This is a genomic window from Halomonas alkaliantarctica (assembly GCF_029854215.1).
Classification (GTDB): Bacteria; Pseudomonadota; Gammaproteobacteria; order Pseudomonadales; family Halomonadaceae; genus Vreelandella; species Vreelandella alkaliantarctica_A.
On sequence record NZ_CP122961.1, the window covers coordinates 1,573,622 to 1,590,870 of the forward strand.

Here is a 17,249-nt window from a genome sequence, read left to right on the forward strand (position 1 = left end):
AGGGATATACGTTCTGCAGGACTTACTAGGACATCATCATGGCTGAGCAGCAAACCAACGTAGCGGTACTGGGGGGCGGTAGTTTTGGTACGGCGCTAGCGAGTATTGCCGCCGATAATGGCGCTCGCGTTCGCCAGTGGATGCGTGACGAAACGCTGGTCAAGCAAATCAACCAAGAGCACCGTAACGGGCGCTACTTGCCGAATTACGCGATGAACCCCGCCGTGGAGGCGTCGGCGGATATTCAGACGGTGCTGGCTGACGCGGAGCTAGTGCTCATCGCGATTCCCTCAAAGGCCTTTCGCAGCGTAGTGCAGGCGGCGAAAGCGTGGTTGAGACCCGAGCAGATACTGGTCAGCACCACCAAGGGGATCGAGCAGGAAGGCTTTTTGCTGATGAGCCAAGTGCTTGAGCAGGAAACGGGCTTTAGTCACATTGGCGTGATTGCGGGTCCCAATCTGGCCTCTGAAATTGCCGATAAGCAGTTAACCGCGACCGTGATTGCCAGCGCTGACTCGCTTACGCGTACCCGCGTACAGCAGGTATTGGGCTGCCGTTACTTTCGGGTCTACGCCAGCGATGACCGCCATGGTGTTGAGCTGGGCGGTGCACTGAAAAATATTTATGCGATTGCCGCCGGTATGGCGGCAGCGCTGGGGATGGGCGAAAACACCCGCAGTATGCTGATGACCCGCGCCTTGGCCGAGATGAGCCGCTTTGCCGTCGCGCAGGGGGCTAACCCGATGACTTTTTTAGGGCTGGCAGGAGTAGGTGATTTGATCGTTACCTGCTCGTCTAACCTGTCGCGCAATTACCGGGTTGGCTACGCCATGGGCGAAGGACGCACGCTTGAAGAGGCGGTAGATGCCCTGGGCCAAGTCGCAGAAGGGGTAAATACCGTTAAGCTGGTATGCGCTAAAGCGAGCGAGATGGACGTTTATATGCCGCTGGCGGAAGGTCTTAATCACGTATTGTTTGATGGCGTACCTGCCCAGGAGATGGCGCGTACCCTTATGATGGGTGAGCAGAGTAGCGATGTGGAGTTTATCTTGCCTCGCGAAGCAGTACAGCAGGCCCATCGAGATCAAGCTCCTCACAACCAAACTTCTAAGAACCAGGTTTCTAAGGATCAGGTTTCTAAGAACAATGGAGGTGGGAATGCCTGATGTGCTGATTATGCGCCACGGTGAGGCCGCGCCGGGGTATCCCGACCAGGCGCGCCGACTAACATCCCACGGCGAGCGTGAGGCCGAAAAAATGGCGCGTTGGCTGGCTAAGCGCGTGGCTGCGGGCGAGCTATTTACGCCGAGAATTTATGCCAGCCCCTTTGCGCGGGCGCAGCAAACAGCGCAAACGCTATGCGATGCGCTGGGAGCGTCGCTTGAAACGTTGGACTTTATCACCCCGGATGATTCGCCCCAGGCGGTAAGCGACTGGTTGCTTGAACAGCCAGAAAGTGCGCCGATTATGCTGGTCAGCCATATGCCGCTGGTGGGCGATCTGGCGGGGTTGTTAGTAGAGGGCAGCCCTGCCCAGGGTATTGGCTTTCCTACCGCCGCTATCGCCGAGCTCGAGGCCGAGGTGTGGGCAGCAGGCTGTGCACAGTTGAAGCGCTTTACCCAGCCCAGCCAGCTTTAAGAGCTAGATGCCGCTGAGATCGAAACAACCCTACGCGGGAGCGCTGTTAACCCATCCATGGGCGCTACTTTTGTCATCCCTGACAAAAGACCCCCGCTACGGGTTGCTCCAATCTCGTCAGCAAAGAATTGAGATAGCCCCCGTCTATTTGGTATTACAACAGCGCGTCGAGCTTCTCTTTTAGCAAGCCGTTCACCTGCTGTGGGTTGGCGGTGCCGCGTGAGGCCTTCATCACCTGACCAACAAAGTAGCCGATCATTTTGCCACGTTTTTCCGGCTCCGAGTCACGGTACTGGGCGACCTGGGCGGGGCTATCGGCAATCACTTGATCGATCATTGCCTCGATAGCGCCAGTGTCGGTCACCTGCTTGAGGCCTTTTGCGTCAATCACCGCGTCGGCGGAATCGCCCTGACCATTCCACAACGCCTGGAAAACCTCTTTAGCGGCTTTGCCGTTAATGGTGTCATCCAGTACGCGGCTGATCAGCTCGCCTAGCTGGCGCGCTGAGATCGGGCTATTGGCAATGCTTAGGTTTTCGCGGTTAAGCGCCCCGGAAAGCTCACCCTGAACCCAGTTGGCCGCCTGCTTGGCATCGCCGCACTCGTTATGCACCGCTTCAAAAAATTCAGCCATATCGCGGCTGGCGGAGATGACGTTGGCATCATAAGCAGACAGCCCCAGCTCGTTCTGGAAGCGCTCGCGCTTATCCGCAGGCAGCTCTGGCAACTGACCACGCAGGTGGTCCAGGTAGGCCTGGTCAAGCACCACCGGCAGCAGGTCGGGGCAGGGGAAGTAACGGTAGTCGTTGGCCTCCTCCTTGGTGCGCATGCTGCGGGTTTCATCACGATCAGGGTCAAATAGGCGGGTTTCTTGAACCACCTTGCCGCCATCTTCGATCAGCTCAATCTGCCGCTCAACCTCAAAGGCAATCGCACGCTCGACAAAACGGAAGGAGTTAACGTTTTTAATCTCTGCACGGGTGCCAAAGGCTTCCTGACCTTTGGGGCGTACCGAGACGTTAACGTCGCAACGCATGGAGCCTTCCGCCATATTGCCGTCGGAAATGCCCAGGTAAGTAACGATCGAGTGAATCGCCTTGAGGTACGCTGCGGCCTCTTTGGCGTTACGCATATCCGGCTCGGAGACGATTTCCAGCAGCGGCGTGCCCGCCCGGTTCAGGTCAATACCGGTCATGCCGTGAAAATCTTCATGCAGTGATTTACCGGCATCTTCTTCGAGATGGGCATGGTGAATGCGGATACGCTTGGTACTGCCATCCTCCAGGGTGATCTCAACGTCGCCAGGGCCCACAATCGGGTGATACATCTGGCTTGTTTGATAGCCCTTGGGCAGATCGGGATAGAAGTAGTTTTTGCGGTCAAAGATAGATACTTCAGCAATATCCGCATGCACCGCCAGGCCAAACTGCACGGCCATGGCCACGGCCTGCTCATTGAGCACTGGCAGCACGCCGGGTAGGCCTAAATCCACCGCGCAGGCCTGGGTGTTTGGCTCAGCGCCAAACGCCGTTGAAGCACCTGAAAAGATTTTAGAGCGTGTTGCGAGCTGAACGTGGACTTCAAGCCCAATCACGGTTTCCCATTGCATTAGGCGTACTCCTCGGCAAAGGCAGGACGTTGTAAGTGCCAGTCGGTCGCTTGCTGAAACTGGTGAGCGACGTTAAGCAACTGCGCTTCGGCAAAGTGGGTGCCCAGAATCTGGAGACCGACGGGGCGGCCACCGGCAAAACCCGCCGGCACGCTGATGCCGGGAATGCCCGCCAAGTTTACCGCGATGGTGTAGATATCCTGCAGATACATCGACACTGGATCTTTTTTGGCACCCAGATCAAAGGCCGGGGTAGGTGAGGCGGGGCCCATCAGTACATCGACGTCTTCAAAGGCGTCCAGGAAGTCCTGACGGATTAAACGGCGCACCTGTTGGGCTTTGGTGTAGTAGGCGTCAAAAAAGCCTTCGGAGAGCGTATGAGTGCCGATCAGGATACGACGTTTAACTTCTTCACCGAAGCCTTCAGCCCGCGAACGTGTGTAGAGATCGATCAAATCGCTGGGATTGTCACAGCGGTGACCAAAACGTACACCGTCGTAACGGGACAGGTTGGAAGAGGCTTCCGCTGGGGCGATCACGTAGTAGGCCGGAATCGCATAGTGGGTATGCGGTAGGCTGACCTCGCGCACCGTGGCGCCTAGGGATTCGTAAACGTTTACCGCCTCACGAACGGCTTTTTCGACATCAGGGTCTAAACCATCGCCGAAATACTCTTTGGGGAGCCCGATCTTGAGGCCCGAGAGAGGGGCGTTAAGGCCTTCCACATAGTCGGGTACGCCACGGGCAACGCTGGTGGAGTCGCGGCCGTCATGGCCCGCAATAACACCTAGCAGGTGGGCGCAGTCCTCGGCGCTGCGCGCCATGGGGCCAGCCTGATCAAGGCTTGAAGCGTAGGCAATGATGCCAAAGCGAGACACACGGCCATAGGTCGGTTTTAAACCGGTAATGCCACAAAACGCCGCTGGCTGACGAATCGAGCCGCCGGTGTCGGTACCCATGGCAGCGGGCACCAAACCAGCCGCGACTGCTGCCGCGCTACCGCCGGAGCTGCCGCCGGGCACCGCCGTCAGGTCCCAGGGGTTTTTGACCGGGCCGTAGTAGCTGTTTTCGTTGGAGGAGCCCATGGCGAACTCATCCATATTGGTTTTACCCAGGCTGATAGTGCCCGCCGCAGTTAGTTTTTCCACCACGGTAGCGCTGTAGGGGGCGATAAAGTTATCCAGCATTTTTGAACCGCAGCTGGTTTTCACACCTTGGGTGCAAAAAATATCTTTCAGTGCCAGGGGAATGCCCGCAAGAGGCCCGGCAGTGCCAGCCGCCCGCGCTTTGTCAGCTACTTCCGCCTGTTTCAGCGCCTGCTCAGCGGTCACGCTGATAAAACTGTTCAGCTTGCCGTCAGCCTTTTCGATACGCTGCAGATAGTGAGCAGTCAGCTCGCGGCTTGAGAACTCACCGCTTTTTAGCGCGGCGGCGAGTTGCGTTAAGGTTTTCTCGTACATGACCCAGAAGCTCCGTTCAGGGGAGAAAAAAAGGGGCAATAGTGGTGGCCCAGGTAAATATTCGTGCGCCGTTACTCATCCTGCTTAGCCGATGTTATTCAACGACCCGGGGCACGAGATACAGGCCATTTTCCACTGCCGGAGCACAGCGCTGAAACGTGTCGCGCTGGTTGGTTTCCGTCACTTCATCGGCGCGCAGTCGCTGGGTCGCATCCAGCGGATGAGCGAGCGGCGTAACGCCTTCGGTGTCGAGGCTTTGTAGCTGATCGACCATGTCCAGAATCCGGCTTAGGTCGTCTACAAAGCCGCTGGCTTGGTCATCGCTGACGGCGAGTCGGGCCAAGTGAGCGGCCCGGCGCACATGAGATTCTTCAAGCGCCATGATCGATATTTCCTCGTAAACGTGATGGAACATAATCCGCTTTAAGCGGTATACATACCGATATCAAAAAAACGTCTTGTGTTGCAGACGTGGAAAATAGCCGCAAAAGGTACCACATCTTGACCTTGACGGGCAGTGTTAGGCGCGACTCGTGCTTGCTGCCAAAGGGTTGCGGTGATACCGTTTGCATCCGCACAGGGTTCCCGGTCTGCACTAGGTAACAACATCCATGTTTAAACGTTTAAGGGGGCTGTTTTCCAGCGATCTATCGATCGACTTGGGTACGGCCAACACACTGATTTATGTTCGCGGTCGCGGTATCGTGCTTGATGAGCCGTCCGTGGTTGCTATCCGCCAGTCTGGCAATATGCGCAGCGTCGCGGCAGTCGGTACAGATGCCAAGCGAATGCTGGGGCGTACGCCCGGCAATATTACCGCGATTCGGCCGATGAAAGATGGCGTTATTGCCGACTTCACCGTCACCGAACAGATGCTTCAGCACTTTATCCGTAAAGTTCATCAAAGCACCTTTTTAACCCCCAGTCCGCGTGTGCTGGTTTGCGTTCCTTGCATGTCAACGCAAGTGGAACGTCGGGCGATTCGTGAGTCAGCAGAAGGTGCCGGTGCCCGCGAGGTGTTCTTGATTGAAGAGCCCATGGCGGCGGCGATTGGCGCAGGGCTACCGGTTGATGAAGCGCAGGGGTCAATGGTGGTAGATATCGGTGGTGGTACCACTGAAATCGCGATTATCTCACTCAACGGTGTGGTCTACTCCGAATCAATTCGGGTGGGCGGCGACCGTTTTGATGAAGCCATTACCGCATACGTACGTCGTCACTACGGCAGCCTGATAGGCGAAGCGACAGCCGAACGCATCAAAGAAGAGATAGGTTGCGCCTACCCCGGTGGCGAACTGCGTGAAATTGACGTACGCGGTCGTAATCTGGCTGAAGGCATTCCGCGCAGCTTTACGCTCAATTCCCACGAAACACTGGAAGCGCTGCAAGAAACGCTGGGTTCTATCGTGGCCGCGATTAAGAGCGCCCTTGAGCAGTCACCGCCTGAATTGGCATCTGACATCGCTGAGCGAGGCTTGGTGCTAACAGGCGGTGGTGCGCTGTTGCGCGATCTGGATAAGCTGATTGCTGAAGAGACCGGGTTGCCGGTGATCGTTGCCGAAGATCCGTTGACCTGCGTTGCTCGCGGCGGTGGTAAAGCGCTGGAGATGATTGATCAGCACACCTTTGAGTTGCTGTCGAGCGACTGATCGCAGCGGTTAATTGCGGGGGGATTGCCTATTAAACCGCTGTTTTCGCACGGGCCACTGCCGGGTTACCGGCTGTTTTTTTGCGTCTTGGCTGCCAGTGCATTGATGTTTGTCGACCATAATTTTACGCGTATGGAGCATGTGCGTGCGCAAATGTCGATGGTCGTTGCCCCAATTCAGTGGGTCGTTAGTTTGCCTAGCGACCTGTTGAATTGGGGGGCACTGGCGCTCTCCGATCAACAGGCGCTGGTAGATGAGAACCGCCGACTGCGCGAGCAGATTCTTACCCTTTCCCATCGCGGGCAACGGATGGCGAATTTGACTGCGGAAAACAGCGAGCTGCGAGATTTGCTCAAAGCGGCAAAGCGACGTGATATTCCCTATATCACGGCTGAGCTACTTTCGCTGGATAACGATCCCTTCAGCCACCAGATGGTGGTTAATCGCGGCCATCGCAATGGTGCCTATGTAGGTCAGCCGGTGATTGATGCCTCGGGTTTGGTGGGTCAAATTACCGCGGTCTCTGCTTACTCCAGTCGTGTATTGCTGTTAGCTGATGCCAGTCATGCGTTGCCGGTCCAGTTAAACCGCAATGGGTTACGCTTTATTGTCCAAGGGGCGGGGCGTTACAGTAGCGTCAATGTGATGTACGTGCCCGATACGGCGGACATCCGTGAAGGTGATTTACTGACTACATCGGGTCTGGCTGGACGTTTCCCTCCCGGTTATCCGGTAGCCCGTGTTAGCGAGGTCTATCACGACCCTGGTCAGCCTTTTGCCCGTGTAACGGCCGAACCAATGGCGCAGTTGCAGCGTTCGCGACACTTCTTGCTGCTTTTTCCACCTCCGCGAGCGGAAGTGGATGAGCACGCATGGGATGAGACGCTGGATATCTCATCAGAAGCTTTACGCTCTTCGCTTCAACTGGCTAATCCCGACCAAGAGGTGCCCTGATGCCGCGTGCACCGGTTGTGCCTATTTTAGTTATTTGGCTAAGTCTGCTTCTAGCATTATGTTTGCAAGTGATGCCGCTAGCCGATGGTTGGCAGGTATATCGCCCCGAATGGTTGGGCCTGATGCTGATCTACTGGTGTATGCGCACTCCCGACAGAGTTGGCGTTTTTCATGGCTTTGTGCTGGGCATTTTGATGGATTTAATTGAAGGCACTGATCTAGGACAGCACGCGCTAATCTATGCACTTTTGGCGTTTCTCTGCGCCCTGGTCTATCCCCGTTTTCGGGCCTATTCGCTGGTACAGCAGTCGGCACTGGTGCTGGTGCTGTTAGGCTTGATGCAGTTAGTCGCCCAGTGGCTGCGCACTATCATCGGTGATTTTTCAATTCACTTAGCCTTTTTGATCCCTGCGCTTATCAGTGGCTTGCTATGGCCGTGGCTAGCGACGATGTTTCAAGCAATTGAACGTCGTTTGGCCGCTTCATGACTACGCCTGTTTTATGCCTAGCATCAGCCTCTCCACGCCGCCGGGATTTACTGGCATCCATTGGTGTACCGGTCACGGTTCACCCCTGTGATATCGATGAGACGCCGCTGGCTGGTGAGACGGCTCAAGCGTATGTGCCGCGCTTAGCGGTTGCCAAAGCCGAGGCGGCGGCCTCTCTAACTGATTTGCCGACCCTCGGTTCAGATACCGCCGTGGTGATCGATGGGCGTATTCTAGGTAAACCGGTGGATTTTGATGCGGCCGCCGAGATGCTGCGGCTACTTTCGGGGCGGTGTCACGAGGTACTTACCGCCGTGGCGGTGAGTGGGCCAGAGGGGATGCTCTCCTGTTGCGTGGCCACCCAGGTTACGATGCGTGAGATAAGCGCCAATGAAATCGCTGCCTATTGGCGTACCGGTGAGCCCGCTGATAAAGCTGGCGGCTACGCAATACAGGGATTAGCCGCCATATTTGTAAAACACATTCAAGGCAGTCACTCAGCAGTGGTAGGGCTACCGCTGTTTGAAACGACGCACTTGCTATGCCGACAGGGAGTTCCTATCTGGCAGCGCGTGTAATTCCCTTATAATAGAGGGCGTCGCCGCTTGTATCACTGGCAAGGAATACGTCAACCAACAAGGAATTTTGCATGAGCGGTGAAGTTCTCATCAATTTAACGCCAATGGAGACCCGCGTCGCGCTGGTTGAAAATGGCGTTTTGCAAGAGGCACTGATCGAGCGTTCCCGTCGGCGTGGCATCGTGGGCAATATCTACAAAGGCAAAGTAGTGCGTGTACTGCCTGGAATGCAGGCTGCCTTTGTTGATATTGGCCTAGAGCGGGCGGCGTTTATTCATGCCCATGAAGTGATGCCACCCGGCACACCGCTCGATGAGCAGCAGACCATTGGCCAATTGCTTCATGAAGGCCAGGCGCTGGTGGTGCAAGCCACTAAAGACCCTATTGGTAGCAAAGGTGCGCGCTTAACCACACACCTGTCGGTTCCCTCACGCTACCTGGTGTATATGCCCGATTCGCCGAATCACGGCGTTTCGCAGCGCATTGAAGATGAGCGCGAACGCGAGCGTTTAAAAGCCTTGCTGGATAGCAGTATAGCGGAGCAGACGCTGGAAGTGACGGGCGGCTTTATTGTCCGTACGGCCGCGGAAGGTGTCGGTGACGAAGAGCTTAAAGGCGATATGCATTTTTTGCTGCGGCTGTGGCGTAAGGTGAGTGAGCGTAAGGTCACCGCGACGCCACAAAGCGTGATTTATGATGATTTGCCGCTCTTTATGCGCACTCTGCGCGACGTAATGCGAGACGATATTGAAAAAGTGCGTATCGATTCGCGGGAAAACTTCGTCAAACTGGTCGAGTTTGCCGAAGAGTTTATGCCCGATGCGGTTGAGCGGATTGAATACTACCCTGGCGAGCGGCCTATCTTTGACCTATACAGTGTCGAAGACGAGATCCAGAAAGCCTTGGGGCGTAAGGTGCAGTTGAAGTCCGGCGGCTATCTGGTGATTGACCCCACCGAGGCGATGACCACCATTGATGTGAATACCGGTGGTTATGTTGGTCATCGCAACCTTGAAGAGACTATTTTCAAAACCAACCTTGAGGCGGCCACGGCGATTGCCCGCCAGCTTCGGTTGCGCAACCTGGGCGGCATCATCATTATCGACTTTATCGATATGAGCGATGTTGAGCATCAGCGTCAAGTGTTGCGCGTATTGGAAAAAGCCTTAGAGCGCGACCATGCTAAAACCAAGTGTACCGGCGTCACTGAGCTTGGCTTGGTTCAGCTTACCCGTAAACGGACCCGGGAGAGCCTGGAGCAGACGCTCTGTGAAGCCTGTCCCACCTGCAGTGGCCGCGGTACGCTTAAAACCCCTGAAACTATCTGCTATGAGATCTTTCGGGAAATTTTGCGCGAAGAGCGTGCTTATAGCGCTGAAACCTACATGGTGCTGGCATCGCAGCCCGTCGTTGACCGTCTATTAGATGAAGAGTCAGCGGCAGTGGCCGATCTGGAGACGTTTATCAATAAAACGATTCGCTTTCAGGTAGAGCAGCACTACTCCCAAGAACAGTACGATATTGTGCTGATGTAATCATGCTGATTCGTTCGCTGGCGCGTTGGAGTTTGCTAATAGCGGCCTGGCTTTTGGGCAGCACGGCCGTGCTGCTGCTGCTGCTCCGTCTGGCAATCAGCCAATCCGATGCCCTTACTCCCCGCATCGAAGCGCTTCTTGAGGCGCGCATTGGCGTGCCGGTAACCATCGAACGCCTATCACTTTCTCTCGCCCGAAATGACCTGCTGCTACGACTTGATGGGGTTAACGCCGAAACCCCCGATGGACAAGCGCTGTTTTCCCTTGAGCATGCGGGACTGCGCTTGGATACCTGGGCGTCGCTTGCCAATATGGCGCCGATTTTTAGCGATGCGCGCATCAGCGGTATACAGTTTCACCTCTATCAAGGTTCGGGGGTATCTTTGGAGTGGCCCGAGCCCGCTGAATTACCGCTATTGATAGCGGCAGAACCCGACGTGGACCTGGCCACCATTGATAGCTGGGCAGGCTTGATTTTGCGTCAACGTGTGTGGGTGGATGACACCCGCGTGGTGCTGCATGGCAAGCACGACACTGTCATGCTGCATGCTCAGACGCTGTTACTGACCGGTGATGAGCGGCGCACAAGGCTAGAAGGTGCTATCAATATCGCGGAAACGCTAGAGCAGGCTCGCGATATTGCCCTACCTGCCGCTGAAATTAAGGTCGAAATGCAGCCCGGCCGACGCGGTTTTAGCGATTTTTCGGCAGCGCTGCAGTTGGATATTCAGCTTGATCAATTAGTTGCGCTGGCGGATATGTTCCGACCTGATCATGCCGCTTATCTCGAGCAGGCCGGGGGCAGTGCTCGGCTATGGGGGCGCTGGAGCTCCGGACGCCTTGAGGAAGCTCGTGTCGCCGTCGACGTCCCACAGTTAACGCTACGCCATCAAGTTCAGTACGCCGTGTTAAGAGACATTAAGGCCAATGGTCTGTGGCAGCGCGACGGCGAAGGGGGTGAGGCGTGGCTAAGCGGCGACGCTGAGAGCGTGGAGTGGGCCCAGCCTCCCGGTGGCAGCGTTGGGCCGGCCTTGCCTCGCTACTGGCACGCTACCCATCAGCCTGGGCTCTGGGAAGTTCGCACCAGTGCCTTTGAGCTCGCCTCGCTGACCGCTTGGCGCGACTATGTATTGCTCCCCGAATCCGTTACGCGAGTATTGCAAACCCTCGCCCCCCGAGGGCAAGTCGAGGGGTTACATATTGGGCAGCAGGATGGCCGCTGGGGAGTGGACGCAGCGCTCTCGGGTGTGGAAGTGTCGCCGTGGCAGCAGGCGCCAGGTGGCGGTCCGCTGGACGCCTGGGTACAGGCGCGTGATTTTCGCGGTCGCGTTCTGTTTAGTAGTAGTGGCGATAGTACTCTCTATTTCCCAGAGTTTTTTGCCGCTCCCATGCAGCTTCGACGTGCTGAAGGGGAAGTCGAGTGGGTATACGATGGACCTAACACCATGGTGAGCGGTAAGAACCTTAGCGTTGACTGGGACGGGGCACAGATAGCGGGTGACTTCGGGTTGGTAACGGGTAATCAGCGCGGCCATTTTGGTTTGGATATTAATTTTAGTGACGTGGACGCCCTGGAACGACCATTGGCTCAGTGGCTGCCGCTAAGCGTGATGGATGACGAGCTGCAGGAGTGGCTGCTCAATGATATAGGTGGCTACGTAAGCAAAGGCTCTCTGCAGCTAAGTCAGCCGTTGGGCGAAAGGGCGACCGCCAAGGATTTTACCGCGACGCTCGCGCTGGCGGTTACCCAGGGGCATCTGCCGATCGCGCCAGGCTGGCCGCGTATTGATGACGTCGAGGGCCGCCTTAAATGGCAAAATAGGGTGTTAGAAGCTGAAATCGATAATGCTCAGAGCCATGGCATCACTGCTTCAGAAGGCGAAGTGGTGATGGAGGATGAGACGCTCAACCTTTCGGGGCAGCTACAGGCGGATGGGCCAGCACTTGTGTCATTTTTACAGGCGATGCCCGAGATTGATCTTACCCAACTTAATGATTTGCGCGTAACTGGGAAGGTTGATGGCGATATCGCGCTCTCGTTGCCGTTAGAAAATCCCGAGACACTCCAACTGGAAATTAATGCCCGGCCGCGTTTCTCGGAAGTGGTATATCAACCGCTTGATCTACGGCTTCAATCGGTGGAGGGTAATCTAGCCTGGCTTCAGGATGGTGAGAGCTCCGGTCTCGTCGGTGAGGCCGGTGGTCAGTTGCTTGGGGGCCCTATCAACGCGGATATTGATACTCAAAGCGACGACATACAGCTACAGGGAAGAGTCGCTACCTCGGCGCTTTTTGGACTTGCTGGGCTAGATAACAGTCAAGGGCGCATGCCGCTAGAGGGACCGTTAGAGTGGCAGGGCAGTGTTGCTTTAACGCCAACGCCCACCCTGCGCATGGAGAGTCGTTTAGTCGGTGTCACCAGCCATCTGCCCGAACCCTTTGCCAAATCGCCACAGCAGGCTTGGCCCTGGACATTGACCGCCTATTTAGATGCAAAGCGCGTCGAGACACAGTTGGCCGATATCGCTGCAGCGCGACTTCAACTGCGTAACGGTGCGCTTGCCGGGACACTCAACGTAGGTCGTCAAGCCGATCGCTTGCCCGGCTGGCCCTCCCAGCCAGGTTTTCGTCTAGATGCCACTGTGCCGCGCATTGATCCACTGGCATGGCAACAGGCGATTGCACCGTTGATGACAAGCGGAGCGTCTACGGGTGCGAGCAGTGGTGCTCAGCAGCCGCTGACACTGTCATTGTCCACGCCGTGTGTGGTTTACCAAGGTGAGTGTTTAGGCAGTCTTAACGCATCGGGAGGCATGAATGCTGGCCTGGTTGATGTAGGGCTCAGCGGTAACCTGGTTACCGGGCGGTTAGCGTACGATGCCCAATCACTTCAACCGTTAGATGTGACGATTGAAGCGCTGGCGCTAGACCGTTTGCTGGCGTTAGCCAATGTCGAGCATGACAGCGATGCGCCGATGCCAGACTCCTGGATGGAATCGGTCGAAACCCAGCGCCAGGAACCTGTGGCCATACCTGATTGGCTAGCCGATGTACCTAACGGGCGACTACGCTTAGCCGAAATTGCCATGGGGTCACGCCGCTTCGGCCCTTTGACCGCCTACTGGAAAACCGACGGCGAGCGTTTTTCGCTTACCCCCGTTGGCTTGACCCTGGGTCAGATTTCGGCACGCGGCGAGCTGTATTGGGAAGGGGATGCTGTGTCCAGTCATACCCGTGCGGACGTTACGATTCAGGGCGGGGATATCGGTACTGCCCTTGAGCGCCTTGACCAACCGGTCGCTATGCGCAGCCGTAGTACCGATGTGGTTGCCTCGCTTGACTGGCCGGGGGCGCCCTGGCAGTTGGAGTTAAGCCGCTCAGACGGCTATATCAGCACCGATATTCGTGATGGCAGCTTTGTCACTCTGGATTCGGCGCCTGCGCGTTTAATTGGCTTGCTCAATTTCGATAATATTTTACGTCGCCTGCGCTTGGATTTTTCTGACGTAACCGGCCAAGGCACAGCATTTGATCGTGTTCAAGGCACGGCCGATGTGACCAGTGGGCTGCTGAGACTTCGCGGCCCATTGCAAATTGATGCCCCGGCCGCCACCCTAGCGTTTACCGGCAGTGTCGACCTGGTGACGCGTGAACTTGACCAGCGGCTTGGCGTCACACTCCCAGTGACGCAAAGTTTACCCATCGCGGCGATTGCCGTTGGCGCGCCCATCGTGGGCGGCGCGCTGTTCCTTGCTGACCAGCTGTTTGGCGACGCCTTAGATCGCGCCACGACACTCCATTATCGCGTGCGAGGTCCTTGGACCTCGCCGCAGGTTACTTTAGAAGGCCCCCAATGATCGCATATAAAAGTGATGTAGATACGGCTGCTGCCATCCTGTTGACCCCTGGAGGGCTTGATTTAGACGCCTTGGAAACGGGGCTGGGCTACGCTATGGGCGCGGGCATTGACTACGCGGATCTCTATTTTCAGCGTACCTGGCAAGAGGGCTGGGTGCTGGAAGATGGTGAGGTGAAAGAAGCTAGTTACAATATTGACGGTGGCGTCGGCGTGCGCTCACTGGCCGGTGAAAAAACCGGCTTTGCCTACTCCAACCAAATTACGGCCGATGCGCTAATGGATACCGGCCGCACGGCGGCAGGTATCGTGCGCAGTGGTCAACGCTTGCCTGGGCAGTTGGTGCGTCCGGTTTCCGCCACGTCGCGCTATGCGGGGATTGACCCCTTAGCAGGGCTAAGCGCCGAAGACAAAGTCGCCATGCTAAAACAGGCTGACAAAGTCGCTCGTGCTGCAGACCCGAGCATCAGTCAAGTGAGTGCTTCCCTATCAGGTACCTACGAAGTGGTGCTGGTGCGGGCCAGTGATGGCACCCTGGCGGCGGATATTCGTCCGCTGGTGCGCTTTAACGTCAGCGTTATCGCGGTTAAAAATGGTCGTCGGGAACGTGGCAGTGCGGGCGGCGGTGGCCGTTACTCCATGGCCAAACTGCGCGATGACCAAGTGGCCGAGCAGTACGCTAAAGAGGCGGTGCGTCAGGCGCTGGTCAATCTAGAAGCCGTCGATGCGCCCGCTGGACAAATGCCCGTAGTGCTGGCATCAGGGTGGCCGGGAATTTTACTTCATGAAGCCGTCGGTCACGGCCTGGAAGGCGATTTCAACCGTAAAGGCAGTTCCGCCTTTGCGGGTAAGATGGGCGAGCGCGTGGCCGCTAAAGGCGTGACCATTGTCGATGATGCGACACTGTCGGATTGCCGAGGCTCTATGAGCATGGATGACGAGGGCACGCCGGGCCAATACACGCCGCTTATCGAAGACGGCATTTTGACCGGCTATATGCAGGACAAACTCAATGCCCGCTTAATGGGTATGGCCCCTACAGGCAACGCGCGACGTGAATCCTTTGCCCATTTGCCAATGCCACGCATGACCAACACCGTCATGCTCGCAGGCCAAGATGAGCCTGGCGATATTATTAAAAGCGTTAAGCGCGGCATCTATGCGGTGAGCTTTGGCGGTGGGCAGGTAGATATCACCTCGGGCAAATTTGTGTTCTCCGCCAGTGAAGCCTACCTGATTGAAGACGGTAAAGTGACGGCGCCGGTAAAAGGGGCCACGTTAATTGGTAACGGTCCGGAAGCGATGCAGCGGGTGTCCATGATTGGCCACGATATGGCGCTGGATACTGGTATTGGCGTGTGTGGTAAAGAGGGGCAGGGCGTACCGGTCGGTGTCGGCCAGCCCACCCTGAAATTGGATGAGCTAACCGTCGGCGGGACACAGTCTTGACTGGCGGTCTTGAAAAACGGTCTTAAAAAGGCGGTTTTTAAAGAGCTAAGGTTTCGCGCAGGTGTTTGAAGAGCTTGCGTGAGCTGGTCGGGGGTTTGCCCTGCTCGCGTTCCCGCTGGGCATTGCGAATCAATTGACGAAGCGGCTGGCGGTCAGCATCGGGGTGCTCCGCCATAAACAGATCAACCGCTGCGTCGCCCTCGTCAATTAAGCGTTCCCGCCATTTTTCGAGCCGATGAAACGCGTGGTCGCGCTGCTCCTGCTCTTGGTCGATGGAGTCGAACACGGCTTGAATGGCGGTGAGATCCTCTTTACGGATTAACTTGCCGACATACTGCATGTGGCGGCGGCGACCCTCATGGGAACGAATGCGCGAGGTTTCCTCGATAGCGCGCAGCATATCGTCAGAGAGGGGGAAACGGGCGCGTTCCGCCGGTCGCATGGCGATTAAGGTTTCCCCAAGTGCCTGTAAGGCATGCATTTCGCGTTTGAGTTGCGACTTGCTAGGGCGTTCTTCCTGGTCTTCTACTTCAATGGGATCGGGACGTTGCTTACGCATAGTGTGACTCACAGACAAGATTCGTGGCGGCATTATACCAGCTGCGAGTACAACATTGATTCGCCAATGACACTCTCTTGAAAGACTTTGCTTGAGAGACATTCGGTTGAAAAAGGAGGCCATATGGCACAAGCATTTGATGCATCCGCGCAGCAGTCGCTATTGACCGCGCGCGCCGAGGAGGCGCTAGCGCTGGCGAAACGCTTGGGCGCGGATGCTGCTGAAGTGGGCGCAAGCGTCGATCAGGGAATCGGCGTTAGTGTACGCCTGGGCGAAGTTGAAACGGTTGAGTTGTCTCGTGACCAAGGCATTGCCGTCACGCTTTACGTAGGCCAGCGAAAAGGCAGCGCTTCATCCACAGACGCCAGCAGTGCCTCGATCCAGGCCGCCGTCGAGAAAGCCCTGGCGATTGCCCGCTATACCGGCGAAGACCCGGCCGCTGGACTGGCCGATGCATCGCTCATGGCTACTGAATTGCCCGATTTAAAAGTGCACTACCCCTGGGCGCTCACAACGGATGAGGCGATTGAGCTGGCGCTTGCCTGCGAGCAGGCGGGGCGAGACGTTGAAGGCATCTCCCAGTCGGATGGCGCGTCACTCTCGAGTGGTGAAGGAGTACGCGTTTACGCCAATAGCCACGGCTTTTTAGGCACCCAAAAGGGCAGCAGCCACTCTCTTTCGTGCATGCTGATTGCCCAAGATGCGAGCGGTATGCAGCGCGATTACGACTACACGTCTGCCCGTGACCCCAAGGCGCTGCGCGACCCTGCCGATGTGGGCCGAGAAGCCGCCGCGCGAACGCTGCGCAGGCTCGGCGCTAAACGCCCACCCACGGGCACCTTTCCTGTGCTGTTTGACCCGTCGTTGGCCAGTGGCTTAATTGGCCACCTGCTCGGTGGTTTAGCCGGTGGCGCGCTCTACCGTCAGTCCTCTTTTTTGTGCGACCGGCTCGGTACGACGCTGTTTCCCGACTGGTTTAGTCTCGAAGAGCGGCCGATGGAGATCGGCGCCACGGCTAGCTCGCCTTTTGATGGGGAAGGCGTACAAACGCGCAACAATCGATTTATCGACCAGGGCAGCATTGCCAGCTATATGCTCTCCTCCTACAGCGCTCGTCGTCTCGATATGCAAACCACGGGCAATGCCGGTGGGGCGCGAAACGTCCGATTAGCGGCGCCGCTGCAATCGCGCGAAAGCCTGCTGCAAGAGATGGGGCGGGGTATTTGGGTGACCGAGTTGATGGGGCAGGGCGTGAACGGGGTGACCGGTGACTACTCCCGCGGTGCGGCAGGTTTTTGGGTCGAAAACGGGAAGGTGCAGTACCCGGTCGAGGAGTTCACCATTGCTGGGAACCTGGAGCGGATGTTTGCTGGCTTAGTGGGTATTGGCGATGACACCGATACCCGCGGCAGTGTTCACACGGGTAGCTGGTTGATTGATGCCATGACCGTGGCGGGTGACTAACAGGTACAAG

14 protein-coding genes are annotated in these 17,249 nt (G+C 56.8%); 10 read left to right on the top strand and 4 right to left on the bottom strand.

The genetic code is table 11. The annotated features are described in order from the left end of the window. The first annotated feature begins 38 nt into the window (after nucleotides 1-38). Complete coding sequence (locus tag QEN58_RS07070) at nucleotides 39-1,166, top strand: NAD(P)H-dependent glycerol-3-phosphate dehydrogenase (RefSeq protein WP_280106417.1); 1,128 nt, start codon at nucleotides 39-41, stop codon at nucleotides 1,164-1,166. After that, nucleotides 1,159-1,638: a phosphohistidine phosphatase SixA gene (gene sixA, locus QEN58_RS07075; RefSeq protein WP_280106418.1), complete on the top strand. Its 480-nt coding sequence runs from the start codon at nucleotides 1,159-1,161 to the stop codon at nucleotides 1,636-1,638. Before QEN58_RS07070 ends, sixA begins: the two co-directional genes overlap by 8 nt. A gap of 154 nt (nucleotides 1,639-1,792) precedes the next feature. Here sixA and gatB read toward each other — a convergent pair whose 3' ends face one another. The 3 genes from gatB to gatC all read right to left on the bottom strand — a co-directional run bounded on the left by gatB (nucleotide 1,793) and on the right by gatC (nucleotide 5,089). Next, nucleotides 1,793-3,247, bottom strand: a complete 1,455-nt coding sequence (gatB, locus tag QEN58_RS07080) for an Asp-tRNA(Asn)/Glu-tRNA(Gln) amidotransferase subunit GatB (RefSeq protein WP_280106419.1) — start codon at nucleotides 3,245-3,247, stop codon at nucleotides 1,793-1,795. Beyond that, the gene (gatA, locus tag QEN58_RS07085) at nucleotides 3,247-4,707 is read right to left on the bottom strand and encodes an Asp-tRNA(Asn)/Glu-tRNA(Gln) amidotransferase subunit GatA (RefSeq protein WP_280106420.1); all 1,461 of its coding nucleotides are present in this window, start codon (nucleotides 4,705-4,707) and stop codon (nucleotides 3,247-3,249) included. The genes gatB and gatA overlap by 1 nt, the downstream gene beginning before the upstream one ends. Before the next feature lie 94 nt (nucleotides 4,708-4,801). Then, complete coding sequence (gene gatC / locus QEN58_RS07090; protein WP_022523948.1) at nucleotides 4,802-5,089, bottom strand: Asp-tRNA(Asn)/Glu-tRNA(Gln) amidotransferase subunit GatC; 288 nt, start codon at nucleotides 5,087-5,089, stop codon at nucleotides 4,802-4,804. Nucleotides 5,090-5,318: 229 nt separating this feature from the next. On the opposite strand from gatC, the gene QEN58_RS07095 reads away from it, so the two are divergent. From QEN58_RS07095 to tldD, 7 genes are all read left to right on the top strand, one after another. Then, a complete protein-coding gene (locus QEN58_RS07095; RefSeq protein WP_007114671.1) occupies nucleotides 5,319-6,356 on the top strand; it encodes a rod shape-determining protein in 1,038 nt (345 codons plus the stop codon). A gap of 24 nt (nucleotides 6,357-6,380) precedes the next feature. After that, complete coding sequence (gene mreC, locus QEN58_RS07100; protein WP_280106421.1) at nucleotides 6,381-7,310, top strand: rod shape-determining protein MreC; 930 nt, start codon at nucleotides 6,381-6,383, stop codon at nucleotides 7,308-7,310. Then, nucleotides 7,310-7,798, top strand: a complete 489-nt coding sequence (gene mreD, locus QEN58_RS07105; RefSeq protein WP_280106422.1) for a rod shape-determining protein MreD — start codon at nucleotides 7,310-7,312, stop codon at nucleotides 7,796-7,798. The genes mreC and mreD overlap by 1 nt, the downstream gene beginning before the upstream one ends. Beyond that, complete coding sequence (locus tag QEN58_RS07110) at nucleotides 7,795-8,376, top strand: Maf family protein (RefSeq protein WP_280106423.1); 582 nt, start codon at nucleotides 7,795-7,797, stop codon at nucleotides 8,374-8,376. Before mreD ends, QEN58_RS07110 begins: the two co-directional genes overlap by 4 nt. Nucleotides 8,377-8,447: 71 nt before the next feature. Then, nucleotides 8,448-9,911, top strand: coding sequence for a ribonuclease G (gene rng, locus QEN58_RS07115; protein WP_280106424.1), 1,464 nt, complete (start codon nucleotides 8,448-8,450; stop codon nucleotides 9,909-9,911). A 2-nt stretch (nucleotides 9,912-9,913) separates the two neighbouring features. After that, a complete protein-coding gene (locus tag QEN58_RS07120) occupies nucleotides 9,914-13,768 on the top strand; it encodes a YhdP family phospholipid transporter (RefSeq protein WP_280106425.1) in 3,855 nt (1,284 codons plus the stop codon). After that, complete coding sequence (gene tldD, locus QEN58_RS07125) at nucleotides 13,765-15,216, top strand: metalloprotease TldD (protein ID WP_280106426.1); 1,452 nt, start codon at nucleotides 13,765-13,767, stop codon at nucleotides 15,214-15,216. The genes QEN58_RS07120 and tldD overlap by 4 nt, the downstream gene beginning before the upstream one ends. Nucleotides 15,217-15,253: 37 nt before the next feature. Here the strand turns inward: tldD and yjgA are convergent, their stop codons facing one another. Continuing rightward, entirely contained in the window at nucleotides 15,254-15,775 is a 522-nt protein-coding gene (gene yjgA / locus QEN58_RS07130; RefSeq protein WP_280106427.1) for a ribosome biogenesis factor YjgA, read from the bottom strand. A gap of 123 nt (nucleotides 15,776-15,898) precedes the next feature. On the opposite strand from yjgA, the gene pmbA reads away from it, so the two are divergent. Continuing rightward, a complete protein-coding gene (gene pmbA / locus QEN58_RS07135; RefSeq protein ID WP_280106428.1) occupies nucleotides 15,899-17,239 on the top strand; it encodes a metalloprotease PmbA in 1,341 nt (446 codons plus the stop codon). The last annotated feature ends 10 nt before the right edge of the window (nucleotides 17,240-17,249 follow it).